Source organism: Ruegeria sp. BG3, from assembly GCF_056538485.1.
Map to the genome: position 1 here is coordinate 191,414 of NZ_JBQFTE010000009.1, position 15,398 is coordinate 206,811.

A 15,398-nucleotide genomic window follows, 5' to 3' on the forward strand; every position below is an offset into this window, starting at 1 on the left:
AAGTTGCGCACCACTCCTGACACCCTCTTGTCAGGGGGATGTGCTAGGCTGTCAGCAGTTTGACAGGAGACCCCGACATGAGCCGCTCGACCCGGTTGTTCGAAATCATCCAGATGCTCAGGGCCGCAGATGCGCCTGTGACAGCCGATCAACTGGCGGAAAAGCTCGAGGTCTCCACGCGCACGGTTTACCGCGATATCGCCGAGCTACAGGCGCAGCGCACGCCGATCGAGGGGGAGGCAGGCGTCGGATATCTGATGCGGCGCGGCTATGATCTGCCACCGTTGAATTTCGACGCCGAAGAGGTTGAGGCACTGTGGGTCGGGTTGTCGATGCTGGCGCGTACCGGGGACAGTCATCTGCAACGGGCGGCGCGGCGCATCTGTGACAAGATCGACGCGCTCCATTGTCCTGCCGATTGGCTGCAGGTCTCGACTTGGGGCGCGCCGGTTGATGATCCCGCGAAGGGATGCATCCCAGTGGCCAGTTACCGTGAAGCTATACGGGCCGAGCAGAAACTGCGCATCACCTATGTCAACGGCGCGGGCGAACGCTCGGAACGAGTCATTCGGCCTGTGGCTCTGATCTACCACATCGAATGCACGATGCTGGCCGGGTGGTGCGAGCTGCGGGGCGGGTTCCGGCATTTCCGGACGGACCGCATCTGGGCCTGTGAAGACACGGGCCAGAGTTTCCGGGGCCAAGGCAGTTCGCTACGGGATTTGTGGAACGAGCAGGAGCGTGAAGATCCGGCCGCGCAGACCGTCTGAACTGGTATGGGCGGGGATTCGCCGACTTCACCGCTTTGTTGCTTGAGCCTGCGCAACGCTGCCGTGATATACTGATTTGCAACAAGGCAAACCCGATCAACGGGGGCCCGAGCAGAAGGTGATACCATGACGATTTCCAAGTTTTTTCTAGCAACCGGGCTATGCTCGGCCATGGCTCTGGCGGCCTGTACCGATCCGGGCACGTTGAACCTGCCCTCCGATCCGAATCAGAACGCAAAGCAAGGCGCAGTTTTGGGTGGTTTGGTCGGTGCTGGTGTTGGCGCAATCGCGAATAATTCGAACCCTCTTTTGGGCGCGGTAACAGGCGGTGCCATCGGTGCGGCTGGCGGAGGCCTGATCGGCAACCAGCTTGATAAACAGGCCGCAGAATTGCGTCAGCAACTGGCCAATGACGGGATCACCATCGTCAATGCGGGCGACCGGCTGATTGTGACCGTTCCCAATGACATTACCTTCGACACTGACAGTGCGACGGTCCGCCCGGCATTGCGTGCCGATCTGGTGCGAGTTGGTCAGAACCTCGTGAACTATTCGAACTCGAACGTGCAGATCATCGGTCACACCGACAGTGATGGCGAGGCCTCTTATAACCAAGGCCTGTCAGAGCGTCGCGCCAATGCGGTTGCCGATGTCCTTCAGGCGAACGGTGTGAACTACAGCCGGATTGTCACCATCGGGCGTGGCGAAGATAACCCGGTTGCCTCGAACCTGACGCCGGAAGGCAAATCGCAGAACCGCCGGGTCGAGATCGTTATCGTACCCAGCGCAAACTCGTAATCCTATGTGCATTGCGGGCGACCTTCGGGCTGCCCCTTTGCGCGCACGAACTGTGCAAGAAATGGGGTTTGGATCGGGCGCGTCTCGGTCTACCTATTGGGAAACACTAAAACGGAGTTTCCCGCAATGTCCCAACCGACCCTTCTTGGCCTGTCCGGTTCCCTGCGTCAGTCAGCAACAAACCGTAAGCTTCTGCGCGAAGCGGCACGCCTTTTTGATCCTGCCAGCTTTGTCGAAGCGGATCTGAACCTGCCCCTTTATGACGGGGATCTGGAAGAGGGTGAGGGCATCCCAGTCGCCGTGCAAACGCTGGCTGACCAGATCGCGCAAGCGGATGCGGTGATTATCTCCACACCGGAATACAACAAGGGGCCGTCGGGCGTGCTGAAAAACGCGCTGGACTGGGTCAGCCGCACGTCGGGCAAACCTTGGGCCGACAAGCCGGTTGCGGTGATGTCCGCCGCGGCGGGTCGGGCCGGAGGGGAGCGCGCCCAGATGGTCCTTCGCGCCTATTTGGTGCCGTTCCAGCCACGCATTCTACAAGGCCCTGAGGTCCATTTGGCCGACAGCTCCAACGCGTTTGACGACGGGGGACGGCTGACAAGTGAGCGCTATGAAAAGACCATCCATGCGTTGATGCAAAAGCTGCGGGCTGAGGTCGGGCGTCTTTAGGCGGATACGGTATGCTGGGGGATCGGCAAAGCGATGTGATGGACCCGGCCCGGGCGGCGGCCTTGCAAGTTGCGCTGGGGTTGGAGCCTATGATCTCGGACGGTTCTGCGTTGCCACCGTTCTTTCATCAGCTTTACTTCTGGTCCCCGCGCAGGCCATCTGATTTGGGGCGCGACGGGCACCCTCGGGTTGGGATTGATCTGATCCCGGACATGGGCCTGCCGCGTCGGATGTGGGCCGGGGGGGGGCTGCACTTCCATACCCCATTGCGGGCAGGTGTGGAGGCCGAGCGGCATTCCGTTCTGGAGAAACAGAGCCGCAAAACCGGGCGCACTGGGCCATTGGGGTTTGTCACGCTCAAACATGAGATCTGGCAGGATGGGACGCTCTGTGTCACCGAATGGCAGGATTTGGTCTATCGCGAAGATCCCGCTCTGGACGAGGTGAAGCCATCGCCGCCCATGGCGCGTCGCGACGAAACAGACCATCGCGAGGTGAGCTTCGACAGCACCCTGTTGTTCCGCTACTCCGCGCTCACCTTCAACGGCCACCGGATCCACTACGATCTGGACTATGCGCGCGATGTCGAAGGGTATGGCGGGCTGGTCGTACACGGGCCGCTATTGGCGCAGCTGCTGATGCTGTTTGCCGAGGAGGTGATCGGCCCGCTGACGCGCTTTTCGTTCCGGGCAACCGCGCCGCTTTTGCACTTTGAGACCGCCACACTCTGCCGCAACGGGCCGGACCTGTGGGTTCGAGGCCCCGATGGGCGACAGTGCATGCAGGCCGAGGCGCAGTCAGAGTGATGCTTCGGGCCGGAAGTCCTCAGGGATTTCATCGCGACCGTCCAGCATGAGGTCCGCCATCACCTCGGCGACCTTCGGGGCCATGCCGAAGCCTATCTTGAAGCCGCCATTGGCGATGAACTGACCGTCGTGCAGCGGGTGCGCACCCAGCATCGGAGCGCGGCTTTTGCTGCGGGGACGAACACCGGCCCACCGCTCGATCACCTCGGCTCCGTGCAACACGGGAACGGCGCGGGTGGCGCGGTCGATCACATCCTCAAGCGCGTCGTCGGTGCCGGTTGGATCATCATAGTCCCTCTCAGAGGTCGAGCCGATGGCCAGCGTGCCATCTGCATGCGGTACGATATGTATCGCATCGGCGAATAGCTGCGGCACCGCGCCCGCATCAAAGCGCAGCAAGGCCGCCTGTCCCTTGACGCCATTGCCGACGGTTTTCCCGAAGCTCTGGCTGAGCTCCTCCAACCCGGCGACACCTGTCGCATGCAGAACATGGCCCTTGTCCGGGGCCTCACCAACCACCTCAACCCCCATGACCGAGAGCGCCGCAACCAACGCGGCACAGGCCCTGCGCGGGTGCATCCGCGCGGTCAGGGTGTCTTGGATGACATAGCTGGTCGGGCTGGGCGGGCACCATTGGCCTGCCTCCGACGTGGACAGCACCTGCCACTCGGCTAGACCCTGCCAGAGCTCTTGCGCGGTGGCATGCCGTTGGTGCGCCAGCTGGAGGCTACGCTCATCCATGATCGGTTGCAGACGTCCCAAACGCCCATAGCCGGCTGAGACCCCTCCGGTCGCTTCGACCTGCGCCCAAAAGGGTTCGGCCATGATCAGACTGTCGAACTGAAAGGCTTTCTTGGCATTCCAATTCTCGGGCACATGCGGGGCCAGGGCGCCGACCAACCCTCCGCTGGAGCCCGCGCCGGAGCCAAAGGGATCGACAACTTGCACCTTTGCGCCGCGCCGGGCGCAGGTCCAGGCGATGGATAGGCCAAAAATGCCAGCGCCGCGTACCGTCACATCGACCATTGCCAAACCCCTCTTCCTTGTTCAGTGTCGCGCCGCTTAGCTACAGGATTCCCCGATGGCAGACCAGCACGCCGAATTGACTTGGAGAGAGGACCGGATTCCGGTCTCTGACCAGTTCGATGACCCCTATTTCTCGTTACAGAACGGGTTGGAGGAGACGCGGCATGTCTTTCTATCGGGCAACGACCTGCCCGCACGCTTTGCGCCGGGATTTCATATTGCCGAACTGGGCTTTGGCACCGGCCTGAATCTGCTGACCGTCTGGTCCACGTGGGAGGCCGCGGGCCAGACCACCCCGCTGCGTTTCACCAGTTTTGAGGCCTTCCCCATGGCCCCCGAGGATATGGCGCGCGCCTTGGCCGCTTTCCCCGAGGTTCAACCCTGGGCCGAGCGCTTCCTGTCGCAATGGCGCGGCGGGTCCTGTCAGTTCGACACGCTGCACCTTGAGGTGATCGAAGGCGACGCGCGTCAGACACTGCCCGGCTGGACAGGCAAGGCCGATGCGTGGTTTCTGGACGGCTTTTCGCCTGCCAAAAACCCCGAACTCTGGGGCGCGGATCTGATGCAGCAGGTATCCGATCACACGGCGCCGGGCGGCACCGCGGCCACCTACACCGCAGCAGGCTTTGTCCGCCGCGGGCTGGAAGAGGCCGGTTTCGCAGTCACTCGCGCGCCCGGATACGGTCGCAAACGGCATATGACACGCGCGGTGAAAGCGTGACGCAGCAGAACAATATCTCGGCCGGGATCGCGCTGATGGTCGCCTCAACAGTGGTGTTTGCCCTGCAGGACGGGATCTCGCGCCATCTGGCGGGGACGTATAACACCTATATGGTGGTGATGGTCCGCTATTGGTTCTTCGCGGCTTTTGTCATTGCGCTGGCGGCCCGCGCTCCGGGAGGGTTGAAGGCGGCGGCGCGCACCGATCAGCCGAAACTGCAGATCTTTCGCGGTGTTCTGCTGGTGACCGAGATCTGCGTCGCGGTTTTCGGGTTCACCAAGCTGGGTCTGATCAACAGCATGGCGGTCTTCATCTGCTACCCCCTTTTGGTCGCGGCCCTCAGTGGCCCGGTTCTGGGTGAAAGCGTGGGCTGGCGGCGTTGGACGGCGATCGGGGTCGGCTGCGTCGGCGTGCTGATCATCCTGCAACCGGGGGTCGGCGTGTTTAACCCTTGGGCGATCATACCGCTGATCTCGGCCTTTCTGTTTGCGGTCTATTCGCTGCTCACCCGCTATGCGGCGCGCCGAGACAGCGCCGCCACCAGTTTTTTCTGGACCGGCGTCAGCGGTGCCGTTGCCATGACGCTAGTCGGCATGTGGTTCTGGGAGCCGATGGCAAAGGCGGACTGGGCCTGGATGGCAACGCTCTGTGTCAGCGGGGCCTTTGGCCATTGGTTGCTGATCAAATGCTATGAGGCGGCCGAGGCCAGTGCGGTGCAGCCCTTTGCCTACCTCCATCTGGTATGGGTCGCGATCCTTGGTATCGCGATCTTCAACGAGGTCCTCCGCCCCGAGGTCGTCATCGGCGCAGGGCTGGTTGTTGCTGCGGGGCTGTTCACCCTATGGCGCGAACGCCGCAAGGGTTGATCCGGTCAGTTCCTGCGAGAAGGGCACGGGCAGGGCTGGTTTCCCCAGACGCGCGCGGTAGACCGGAAGGCTTTCGGTCACGCGCATCACATAGTTGCGCGTTTCGCTGAAGGGGATGGTCTCGATCCAGTCGACCACATCCACCTCGCCGGCGCGGGGGTCGCCATAGCGCTCCATCCATGAGATCGGTCGCCGTGGACCGGCATTATACCCGGCGGCCATCATGACCACGTTGCCGTTGAAATCCGCCGCGAGGCTGGACAGGTAGTTGGCGCCCAGCTTGGCATTATACTCCCAGTCCGTAGTCAGCCGTCCGGTCTGATGTCCGCTGAGGATGCCCAGCTCCTGCGCGACCAATTTCGCGGTCGCTGGCATCACCTGCATCAAGCCGCGCGCGCCTGCGCCGCTGATCACAACGGGATCAAATTCGCTTTCACGCCGAGCGATGGCCAAGGTCATCTCTTTTGCCATTGGCAAGCCGATATCTGCGACCGGATGCGCTGGGTAATAAGCTGCGGGCAGAACCGTTCCTGTGGTCGCGGCGCGTTTGGCGATCATCACGGCCAGATGCGGCTCTTTCAACTCGATGACCAGATCGCCCAGTTGATTGGCTTGCGCTGTATCGAGGCTTTCGACCAGATGGGTCAGAAACCGTTCAGAGAGGTTGTCCTCCCCCGCTTTGAGCAGTAGCAGACCGGCCTCCAATACGCTGGAGTTCGCAAATTCGGCTTGCCGCCAATGCGCGGCGCGGGGCGGGTTGGCGAGGGTGCTGTCGAACGGCCGCCCGATCTGCTCGGCTGCCAGAATGCCGTAGAATGACGTTTGATAGTCTGCTCCCATGGCATAAGCGTCATAGGCTTTCTCGGCATTTCCTTGTGCCGCGTAGGCGCGACCCAGCCAATAACCAGCACGACCTCGTGAAATCGGAGACTTCACCGCGCCTTCGAAGTTCTGGAAATGCCGAACCGCCGTTGCCGGGTCGTTTAACTTGCGCAAAGCCAGGAACCCGGCCAACCATTCCAGATCGGCATAGCCATAGCCCATCTCGGGCGTCATGTGGTGATTGGCAGCAACCTCATAGGCACGGGACGCACTGCCCTGCCGCATCTCAAGCCGGGCCAGTCGGCGTCGCCCCTCAGCCCATTTGTCGGGCTCACCTAGGGCGTCCGGGCCAGTTGAGCGTGACAGCATCAGATCAATGGCGCTGTCGTCCAACTCTTTCTTGTCGCGCCAGACAAAGCGATCAAAAGCCAGTCCCGGAGACCCTGCCAGAGCCTTGGGTACGGCAGAAATCTTACCGTCCACGCCCGGTTCGCGTTTTTGCAGGGCAATTCGGGCTTCCGCCAGTTTGCGCTGATCGGCGCTGACCAGAGGCAGCATACGCCCGGCGCTGACCAAATGATTGTCCCACAACATCCGATCCAGCCGCGCAGTGTGGTGCGGTTTCAGCAATTTGCCGAAATTCTCAAGATAATCCTTTTGCAAGCCCGACCCCATGGGCATGGTGCGCCAGGCTGTTACGATATCGGCCTCGGCGTCCCCAATCCGGCCCTTGGCTTTCAGGGCAACGGCATAGTTCAGCGCGCCTTCGGCCGTTTGCGGCGGCTGATCGGCGTAGAAGTTCACCGCTCGATCCGGATCAGCCCCGGTAAAGGACGGCTCGCTCTTGCGGCGCAACCAGGCCAGTCCGGGCCAGTCGGGGCGGCGCTCAAGAAACACAAGCACATCGCCTGAGCTGCCAAAGCCCTCTCGCAGCCAATGCCATACGATGATGTCACGAGTAACCGAGCCGCGTGAGCCAGAAACCGCTAGCGCTTCGTTCCAGTCACCTTTGCGCATTTCGGCCAGCCCGGCGCGCAGATCACCGGCAGCATCGGCCCGCGCGGCGCTTGCCTGCATCCCAAAACACAGAATCACTGTTGCCAAAAAGGCCAGAACGCGTGTCATCCCTTGCATTTCCCAACCAACCGAGGATAGAGCCATTCAGGATAAACCTTGCGCCGCCAGTATCAACTCACAAAGCCAAAAACGTGAGCGAGGATGGCGCAAATACTGCAACCGCACTTCAAGGAGCGCGACCCATGTTCAAAGGCTCAATGCCAGCCCTCGTCACCCCGTTCAGCAACGGCGAGTTGGACCTGGATACGCTCAAACACTTGGTAGAGTGGCAGATAAAGGAAGGCTCGACCGGTCTGGTTCCTGTAGGCACCACCGGCGAAAGCCCGACGCTGAGCCATGAGGAACACGAAACCGTCGTGGCCGAAGTGGTCAAAGCGGCCGCAGGTCGGGTGCCGGTAATTGCGGGCGCAGGTTCGAACAACACGGTCGAGGCAGTTCGATTCGTTCAGTTTGCCAAGACTGTCGGGGCCGATGCGGCACTGGTGGTCACACCATATTACAACAAGCCGACCCAGAAAGGTCTTTTGGCCCATTTCCGCGCCCTGCACGATTGCGCCGAGATTCCGATCATCATCTACAACATCCCGGGCCGTTCGGTCATCGACATGACCCCCGCGACCATGGGTGAACTGGCAAAGCTGCCACGGATTGTCGGTGTCAAAGACGCGACGGGCGATCTGGCGCGCGTCAGCCAGCAGCGCGCAAGCTGTGGCGCCGACTTCTGTCAGCTGTCGGGCGAAGACGCCACCGCGCTGGGCTTCAACGCGCATGGCGGGGTAGGCTGTATTTCGGTCACGGCCAACGTGGCTCCGAAACTTTGTGCCGCGTTCCAACAGGCCACGCTGGCGGGCGACTATGCCAAGGCATTGGACTATCAGGACCGCCTGATGCCTCTGCACGAAGCGATCTTCATCGAGCCCGGCCTAGTCGGCGCGAAATACGCGCTGAGCAAACTGGGCCTGTGCAGCACCGAGGTTCGCTCCCCTCTGACTGAACTGGAAGACAGCACCAAGACTGCGATCGAAGCCGCGATGGCGCATGCAGGTCTGATCTAAATTAGACGTTCTAATGAAGGGGGCGGCCTCGAATATCGAGCGCCGCCCTTTTTTGTCTGCTGCAAAGGTGATCAACGCTTTCCGTAGTAGAGCCCAACCACATGCTCCGCCTGCGCGAAGAACAGCCAGCGTGACGCGGCAACCCCAGCCAAGTGCGAAACCACGGCCAGCAGCGCGAATAGGTGTTTTAGCGCGAGCCCTTCCAACGGAATCGCGATGAACACGACGGGCAGAGCAAAGGCCAGCAGGAACGAGATGATCCGCAGCTTCTCAGCATGTTTGCGGCCAACCACGTGGACGAACTCTCGTAGCAAGTAGTTGGTCCCGGTATGCGGAGGCTCAAACGCCCGCACCGACCCGCGTTGGCCCAATCCTGTTGCTGTCCCGAGGTCAGTCCCCGAGCTGGCAAGCGCCTTGTCCCCCTGACGCCAGTACAGAATCTGCACCAGAGCGGCGATCAACAGCAAAGGCAGCGCGACCGAGGTTTGACCGGCCATCAAGGCCCCTCCGGCCAGGCTGAAGCTTAGGAACATGGCCGGTGTCAGCTTCATGTTCCAACGGGGGATCGTCTTGAGCTGGGTGTAGATCATTGACGTGGTGAAGACCGTCGCCAGCGAGAACAACGCGCCGAGCCAGCCTAAAAGGCTCCACCTTTCGCCCAGAAAGACCGAACCGATTGCGAACAGGCCCATCAGGACCAGTGCGATCACCGCGCACCAGCCCTCGCGGCTGAGCCAGCTAGAGCGCCACTGCGTGAACGCTTTCCACGCCCGCTCTGGGTGACCGAGGTGAAATGTTGACGCCAGCAGCCCGCCGACGGCCAGCCCGTACGCTAGCAGGAAGAAGACAAAGGCGACCCAGCCTGAAACGTCTGGCATTCCGAGGCCCAGAAAGAACAGCAGCCCAAAACCGAGGCCGGACAGGGTGGTGAAGATGATAACGGAAGGGGCCGGATGCATCAGAGCTTCTCCAGAGTTTTGTCGAGCCAGCCGAGGAACCCTTTGGGTTCTTCCGCGACGGGGGCCAGCAGTGGGGCCAGAATGTCGATCTGGTCCTCGATCTGATCCTTGGGTCTGGGCGGTAGGTATTTGTTGACGGGTTTGGTGCCCATTTCGGGCATCAGGTCCATGCCGTCCCGTTCAGCGACCAGCTTGCTGACGTCGCTGTCTGGATCACCGAGGTCCCCGAAATGTCGAGCGCCGGCTGGGCAGGTGCGGACGCAGGACGGTACCCGATCCACTTCGGGCAGGTTTTCGTTGTAGATGCGATCCACGCAGAGGGTGCATTTCTTCATCACGCCCTCGGCCATATCCATTTCCCGAGCGCCATAGGGGCAGGACCAGGCGCAGAGGCCGCAGCCGATGCAGTCGCTTTCGTTGACCAAAACGATCCCATCCTCGACGCGTTTGTAGCTGGCCCCGGTTGGGCAGACCGTGACGCAGGGCGCGTCTTCGCAATGCAGGCAGGATTTGGGGAAGTGGATCAGTTGGGCAGGGCCCTCGGTCGGTGTGACCTCGTAGGAGTGGACACGGTTCAGGAATGTGCCCGAGGGGTTGCCGCCATAGGCATCCTGATCAGACAAGGGTGCGCCGTAGTTTTCGGTGTTCCAGCCTTTGCAGGAAATCACGCAGGCGTGGCACCCGACGCAGGTGTCGAGGTCGATGACGAGGCCCATTTTGCGATCGGTGGATTCGGGGAGTTGCGTCATATCAAGGAACCTCGGCTTTGGTGGGCGGGGCAGGGGGCCAGCCCCCTCTTGAGCCGTTGGCTCAATTCACCCCCGAGATATTTTTGGCCAGATGAAGATTGGATCATTTGCCTACCTTCCACGCGATATCCTTCGGGCCGATGCCGACGGGGGAATTGATCGGGGCAAATTCGGGTTGGCTTTCGGTATCCGCCGGAGGGGCGGCCTTTTCGATCCTGACTTTCAGGTCGAACCACGCGGCCTGACCGGTGATCGGGTCTGAGTTGGCCCATCGCATACCGTCCCCCTTGGGCGGTAGCAATTCGTGGATCAGGTGGTTGAGCAGGAAACCCTTGGTGGCCTCGGGTGCGTCCTCTTGCAGCGCCCAGGCACCTTTGCGCTTGCCGATGGCGTTCCATGTCCAGACGGTGTTTTCATTCAGCGCGGCCATTTCCATCACGGGTACGGTGATCTCGCCGTGAGGAGAGGTAACCTTGGCCCAGTCGCCGTCTTGCAGCCCGTGTTCGCGCATCAGCTTGGTTGGAACGTAAAGCGGGTTGCGCCCATGAAGTTGTCTCAGCCACGCGTTTTGGGTGCCCCAGCTGTGATACATCGCCATGGGGCGCTGAGTCAGGGCGTTGACGGTGAAGCCTTCGTTGCCCTGTTGGTCGGTCTCGTACCAAATGGGCAGAGGGTCCATGGCGTCTTTGATGCGTTGTCGCAGGTGGTCGGGGGGTTGGTTCGGTCCGTGTCCTTCGGCGGCCAGTTGGAACTTGCGCATCGGTTCTGAATATAGCTGGAACAGGTAGGGCTGCGGGCTGTCGTAGAGGCCCATTCCAACGGCCCAATCCTGATACGCGGCGTTCCACGGTTTGTAGTAGTCCGCGCCTTCGGGGATGTGGGCGACGTAGAAGCCCCCGTTTTCGATATAGCGCTTCAGCTGGTCCGGGTTGACCTCTCCGCGCCCTTCCTTGGTGCCATCTTCGCCTCTGAACCCGGCCAGCGGGCCGATGCCGGGTTTGCGCTGGTGATTGACGATATAGTCGGCATAGTCCTTCCACTTGGGTGTGCCGTCTTCGTTTGTGAAGCCCGGCAGGCTCATGCGGTTGGCGAGTTGAATCAGCACCGATTGGAACCCGCGCACGTCACGGTCGGGTTCAACCACCGGCCAGCGAATGGCATCAGCGGCGGCGTCGGCCTCGCAGATCGGGCGATCCAGTAGCGAGATGCAGTCGTGGCGTTCCAAATAGGTGGTGTCGGGCAGGATCAGGTCTGCATAGGCGACCATTTCCGATGAATAGGCATCCGAGTAGATGATATGCGGGATAACGTATTTGCCGTCCTCGGTCTTGGCCGACAGCATCTCCATCACACCTTTGGTGTTCATGGAGGAGTTCCACGACATATTCGCCATATACATGAACAACGTGTCGATCTTGTAGGGATCACCCGCGGCGGCGTTCGAGATCACCATGTGCATCAGCCCGTGGGCCGACATCGGGTTTTCCCACGTAAAGGCCTTGTCAATGCGCTGAGCGGTGCCGTCTTCATCTAGTAGCAGGTCTTCGGGGCCGCGCGGGAAACCAAGGTGAGGGCCTTCCAGCGGGCGGCCTGGGCGGCGGTCTCCGTGCGGTGTCGGGTGCGCCTCGACGGGTTTTGGGTAGGGCGGTTTGAAGCGAAAGCCGCCGGGAACCTCGACCGTACCCAGCAGGATCTGCAGCACATGCAGCGCGCGACAGGTCTGGAAGCCGTTGGCATGGGCCGAGATTCCGCGCATGGCGTGGAAGCTGACCGGGCGGCCTGTCATTTTGGAGTGCTTTTCGCCGCGGAAATCGGTCCATTCCTGGTCAAGCTCGATGGCCTCATCAAAGGCGACGCGGGCGATTTCGGCGGCGATGGCGCGGATTTTCTGGGCCGGAACACCACAGCGCTCGGCCACCTGTTCGGGGGCGTGATCGTCCGAGAGGTATTTCTCGGCCATCTGATGGAAGACCGGTCGGTGAGTTACGCCATCTTTGTCGTAGGTGGCGGACAGATCCGGGCGCACGCCGGGTTTGTCAAAGGCGGTCGGCTCACCGGTCACACGGTCGATCACCAAAGGCTTTCCGTCTGCATCGCGCAGGAAAAGGCCCTTCTCGGGGCCGTCAGAAGCATTCACCAGAACCGGCGCGTTGGTGTAGCGGGCAAGGTAGTCGAGGTCGATCTTGCCAGCCTTCATCAGCACATGGATCAGCGACAGGATGAAAAGCCCATCGGTGCCCGGCGTGATCCCGACCCAATCGTCAGCCACCGCGTTGTAGCCCGAGCGGATCGGGTTCACCCCGATCACCCGCGCGCCACGCGCCTTGATCTTGCCGATGCCCATCTTGATCGGGTTACTGTCGTGGTCTTCCGCCACGCCGAACAGCATGAACAGCTTGGTGTGGTCCCAATCTGGCTGGCCGAACTCCCAAAACGCGCCGCCCATTGTGTAGATGCCGCCCGCTGCCATGTTGACCGAGCAGAACCCGCCATGGGCTGCATAATTGGGCGTACCGAAATTCTGTGCCCAGAAGCTTGTGAAGCTCTGACTCTGGTCGCGGCCGGTGAAGAAGGCCAGCTTGTGCGGGGCAGTCTCGTGCAGCTCGTTCAGCCAACCGACGGCGGTGCTGATCGCCTCGTCCCACTCTATCTCGCGGAACTCGCCCGAGCCGCGTGGACCGACGCGCCGCAGAGGCTTGCGTAGACGCGAGGGCGCGTTGACCTGCATGATGCCGGCGCTGCCCTTGGCGCAAAGCACGCCTTTGTTGACTGGATGGTCGCGGTTGCCTTCGATATAGGCAACCTTTCCGTCCTTCATGTGAACATTAATGCCGCAGCGACAGGCGCACATATAGCAGGTGGTGCGCCGGATCTCGTCCGAGACTTTCGGGCTGGTGTCGATCTTCGGTTGCTGGATTGTCATCTGGCGTCCTTATGTCGGGGCGGCGGGTCAGGTTAGGAATGTTAGTCCGGCGAGGATAATTCCTGCAATAAAAAGAGTTTCCACGACGATCAGGGCGATGGCTGCGCCTCCGACCGATAGGATTTGTTTCAGGTTCGTCTTCATTCCAACCGCCGCGATCGCGATCAGAAGCAACCAGCGGGAGGTCTGGCTCAGCAACTCGGACAGGAAGGGCGGGATCAGGCCCAACGAGCTGGCTGCGGCCAGTACCAGAAACCCGATCACAAAGCCGGGCAGGATCGGAGGGCGCTTGCCTGCTTCGTCCATGTCGGTGACGCTGCGGATGATCAGCGAGGCGACCAGAACCACCGGGGCCAGCATCGCCACGCGGAACAGTTTGACCAGCGTGGCGGTGTCGCCGGTTTGTTCCGAGATTGAGAACCCCGCGCCGACAACCTGTGCCACGTCGTGGATCGTGCCACCCAGAAATACGCCGCCTGCCACGTCATCCATGCCCAGCGTGCGCACCAGAATCGGATAGGCGATCATGGCGATGGTCGACAGGACGGTGACACCCAGAACGGTGAAGATCAGCCGCTCTTCTGAGCGTTCGTCTTTGGGCAGGATGGCGCTGATCGCCATTGCCGCAGACGCGCCGCAGATGGCGACAGAGCCCGCCGTCAGGAACGCGAAACGCCATTTGTGACCAAAGAACCGCGCGATTAAGAGGCCGAACGCGATGGTGGCCAATACGCCACCAACCACAAGGGCGATCAGGTCCCAACCCAGCCCCATCATCAGCGTCATCGAAATCCGCACACCCAAAAGTGCCACGCCGAGGCGCAGCAGGGATCTGGCTGCAAAACCAATGCCGGGAACGGTCTTTCCCTCTTCGCCAAGAAAGCTGAGCGCGATGCCAAGCAGCAAAGCCATCAGCATGGCTGGGGTCGCGTAGTGCTCCGACAGGAATTTTGCCGTTACGGCTACGGTGATCGCCACCATAACCCCGGGGAACATGGTTCGAGCCGTCTGAGCGACATCCGCGCCGAAGGAGCTTTTGAGTTCAGTCTTACCCAGCATCGGTTCGTTGATCTTTCTTGAACACGTTTACAGTTAAGCGGCAAAGCCGCAGAGGTTATGCAGTAGCTGGATGAACTGGCTCTTGCGATGAACCCACTTGTTGTGCCTGCACGGCGGTCACGGCGATCATGTGCAACACATCGTCCGAAGAACAGCCGCGCGATAGGTCGTTTGCGGGTTTTGCCAAGCCTTGTAGAACGGGCCCAATGGCCTCGGCCCCGCCAATGCGCTGGGCGATCTTGTACCCCAGGTTGCCCGCATCGAGGTTGGGAAAGACAAACACGTTTGCTTTCCCTTCCAGCGGTGAGTTCTTGGCCTTTTTACTGGCGACCTCTGGCACATAGGCAGCGTCGAACTGCAACTCTCCGTCGATGACCAGGTTTGGATTGGCGGCTTTGGCAATTTGTGTGGCCTCGACCACCTTGGACACTTTCGGATGGCTGGCACTGCCGCTCGTCGAGAAAGATAGCATCGCAACACGAGGCTCTTTTCCGGTAAGTGTGCGATAGGACGCGGCTGAGGCCTGAGCGATCTCAGCCAATTCGCGTTCGTTCGGATCAACAACCAACCCGCAGTCGGCGAAAATATGGGCGCCCTGAACCGAGTGATGGTCGCGGTCATAGATCATCAGAAAGAAACTGGACACCATATGGGCGTCAGGTGCTTTGCCGATGATCTGCAAAGCGGCACGAACAGTGTCCGAAGTGGTTTCCACAGCACCGCCGACCGTGCCGTCAGCCAGCCCGAGATGGACCAACATAGCGGCGTAGTTCAGACGGTTTTGCACCAGCGACTTCGCAGTCTCAGGCGTTACGCCTTTGTGTTTGCGCAGTTCGAAATAGGCATCGGCAAAGCGATCCAAATGGGGCGAAGTTACCGGGTCGTGAATGTCTATCCCGGCTACATCATTTCCGCCTTTTTCAGCCAGTAAAGAGGCAACTTTGGTCTGATCGCCGACAAGGATAATATCGGCGGCATCTTCGGTGCGTGCTTTCAACGCACCTTCTACAACACGTGGATCATCGCCCTCAGCGAGAGCGATGATCTTTTTGGAACTGGTCGCAGCCCCGAGAATTTGATGTAGGGGCTTCACCG

The 15,398-nt window shown here is 60.9% G+C and carries 14 protein-coding genes; 7 read left to right on the forward strand and 7 right to left on the reverse strand.

What is annotated here, in order from left to right; all coding sequences use genetic code 11:
- Positions 1 to 77 precede the first annotated feature (77 nt).
- The 4 genes from ACR0AI_RS15485 to ACR0AI_RS15500 all read left to right on the forward strand — a co-directional run bounded on the left by ACR0AI_RS15485 (position 78) and on the right by ACR0AI_RS15500 (position 3,046).
- Positions 78 to 770 (forward strand): helix-turn-helix transcriptional regulator, encoded by a 693-nt coding sequence (locus ACR0AI_RS15485; protein WP_480675175.1) that lies wholly within the window; start codon positions 78 to 80, stop codon positions 768 to 770.
- Positions 771 to 896: 126 nt separating this feature from the next.
- On the forward strand, positions 897 to 1,568 hold the full coding sequence (locus ACR0AI_RS15490; RefSeq protein ID WP_480675173.1) for a YiaD family glycine zipper/OmpA-like lipoprotein: 672 nt from the start codon (positions 897 to 899) through the stop codon (positions 1,566 to 1,568).
- Positions 1,569 to 1,694: 126 nt separating this feature from the next.
- Positions 1,695 to 2,240 (forward strand): NADPH-dependent FMN reductase, encoded by a 546-nt coding sequence (locus ACR0AI_RS15495; protein ID WP_480675171.1) that lies wholly within the window; start codon positions 1,695 to 1,697, stop codon positions 2,238 to 2,240.
- A gap of 11 nt (positions 2,241 to 2,251) precedes the next feature.
- Entirely contained in the window at positions 2,252 to 3,046 is a 795-nt protein-coding gene (locus ACR0AI_RS15500; RefSeq protein ID WP_480675169.1) for an HTD2 family dehydratase, read from the forward strand.
- Here ACR0AI_RS15500 and ACR0AI_RS15505 read toward each other — a convergent pair.
- Positions 3,038 to 4,072 (reverse strand): NAD(P)/FAD-dependent oxidoreductase, encoded by a 1,035-nt coding sequence (locus ACR0AI_RS15505; RefSeq protein ID WP_480675167.1) that lies wholly within the window; start codon positions 4,070 to 4,072, stop codon positions 3,038 to 3,040. The genes ACR0AI_RS15500 and ACR0AI_RS15505 overlap by 9 nt on opposite strands.
- A 55-nt stretch (positions 4,073 to 4,127) precedes the next feature.
- On the opposite strand from ACR0AI_RS15505, the gene mnmC2 reads away from it, so the two are divergent.
- Both mnmC2 and ACR0AI_RS15515 read left to right on the forward strand, forming a co-directional pair.
- Positions 4,128 to 4,793: a tRNA (5-methylaminomethyl-2-thiouridine)(34)-methyltransferase MnmC2 gene (gene mnmC2, locus ACR0AI_RS15510; RefSeq protein ID WP_480675165.1), complete on the forward strand. Its 666-nt coding sequence runs from the start codon at positions 4,128 to 4,130 to the stop codon at positions 4,791 to 4,793.
- On the forward strand, positions 4,790 to 5,659 hold the full coding sequence (locus tag ACR0AI_RS15515; RefSeq protein WP_480675163.1) for a DMT family transporter: 870 nt from the start codon (positions 4,790 to 4,792) through the stop codon (positions 5,657 to 5,659). Before mnmC2 ends, ACR0AI_RS15515 begins: the two co-directional genes overlap by 4 nt.
- Here the strand turns inward: ACR0AI_RS15515 and ACR0AI_RS15520 are convergent.
- Complete coding sequence (locus tag ACR0AI_RS15520; RefSeq protein WP_480675161.1) at positions 5,633 to 7,606, reverse strand: lytic transglycosylase domain-containing protein; 1,974 nt, start codon at positions 7,604 to 7,606, stop codon at positions 5,633 to 5,635. The two genes, ACR0AI_RS15515 and ACR0AI_RS15520, sit on opposite strands and share 27 nt — an antisense overlap.
- Before the next feature lie 134 nt (positions 7,607 to 7,740).
- Between ACR0AI_RS15520 and dapA the strand changes: the two genes are divergently transcribed.
- Positions 7,741 to 8,613 carry a 4-hydroxy-tetrahydrodipicolinate synthase gene (gene dapA, locus ACR0AI_RS15525; RefSeq protein ID WP_480675159.1) on the forward strand — a complete coding sequence of 291 codons (873 nt, stop codon included), beginning with the start codon at positions 7,741 to 7,743 and terminating at the stop codon, positions 8,611 to 8,613.
- Between the two features lie 71 nt (positions 8,614 to 8,684).
- On the opposite strand, the gene ACR0AI_RS15530 is transcribed toward dapA, so the two are convergent.
- The 5 genes from ACR0AI_RS15530 to pta form a co-directional block, all read right to left on the reverse strand.
- On the reverse strand, positions 8,685 to 9,572 hold the full coding sequence (locus ACR0AI_RS15530) for a dimethyl sulfoxide reductase anchor subunit family protein (RefSeq protein WP_480675157.1): 888 nt from the start codon (positions 9,570 to 9,572) through the stop codon (positions 8,685 to 8,687).
- Positions 9,572 to 10,321 carry a 4Fe-4S dicluster domain-containing protein gene (locus ACR0AI_RS15535; RefSeq protein WP_480675155.1) on the reverse strand — a complete coding sequence of 250 codons (750 nt, stop codon included), beginning with the start codon at positions 10,319 to 10,321 and terminating at the stop codon, positions 9,572 to 9,574. The genes ACR0AI_RS15530 and ACR0AI_RS15535 overlap by 1 nt, the downstream gene beginning before the upstream one ends.
- A gap of 103 nt (positions 10,322 to 10,424) precedes the next feature.
- Positions 10,425 to 13,244, reverse strand: coding sequence for a molybdopterin oxidoreductase family protein (locus ACR0AI_RS15540; RefSeq protein ID WP_480675153.1), 2,820 nt, complete (start codon positions 13,242 to 13,244; stop codon positions 10,425 to 10,427).
- A 27-nt stretch (positions 13,245 to 13,271) separates the two neighbouring features.
- Positions 13,272 to 14,303, reverse strand: a complete 1,032-nt coding sequence (locus tag ACR0AI_RS15545) for a YeiH family protein (RefSeq protein ID WP_480675151.1) — start codon at positions 14,301 to 14,303, stop codon at positions 13,272 to 13,274.
- 55 nt (positions 14,304 to 14,358) lie between these two features.
- The gene (gene pta, locus ACR0AI_RS15550) at positions 14,359 to 15,396 is read right to left on the reverse strand and encodes a phosphate acetyltransferase (RefSeq protein WP_480675149.1); all 1,038 of its coding nucleotides are present in this window, start codon (positions 15,394 to 15,396) and stop codon (positions 14,359 to 14,361) included.
- Positions 15,397 to 15,398 lie beyond the last annotated feature (2 nt).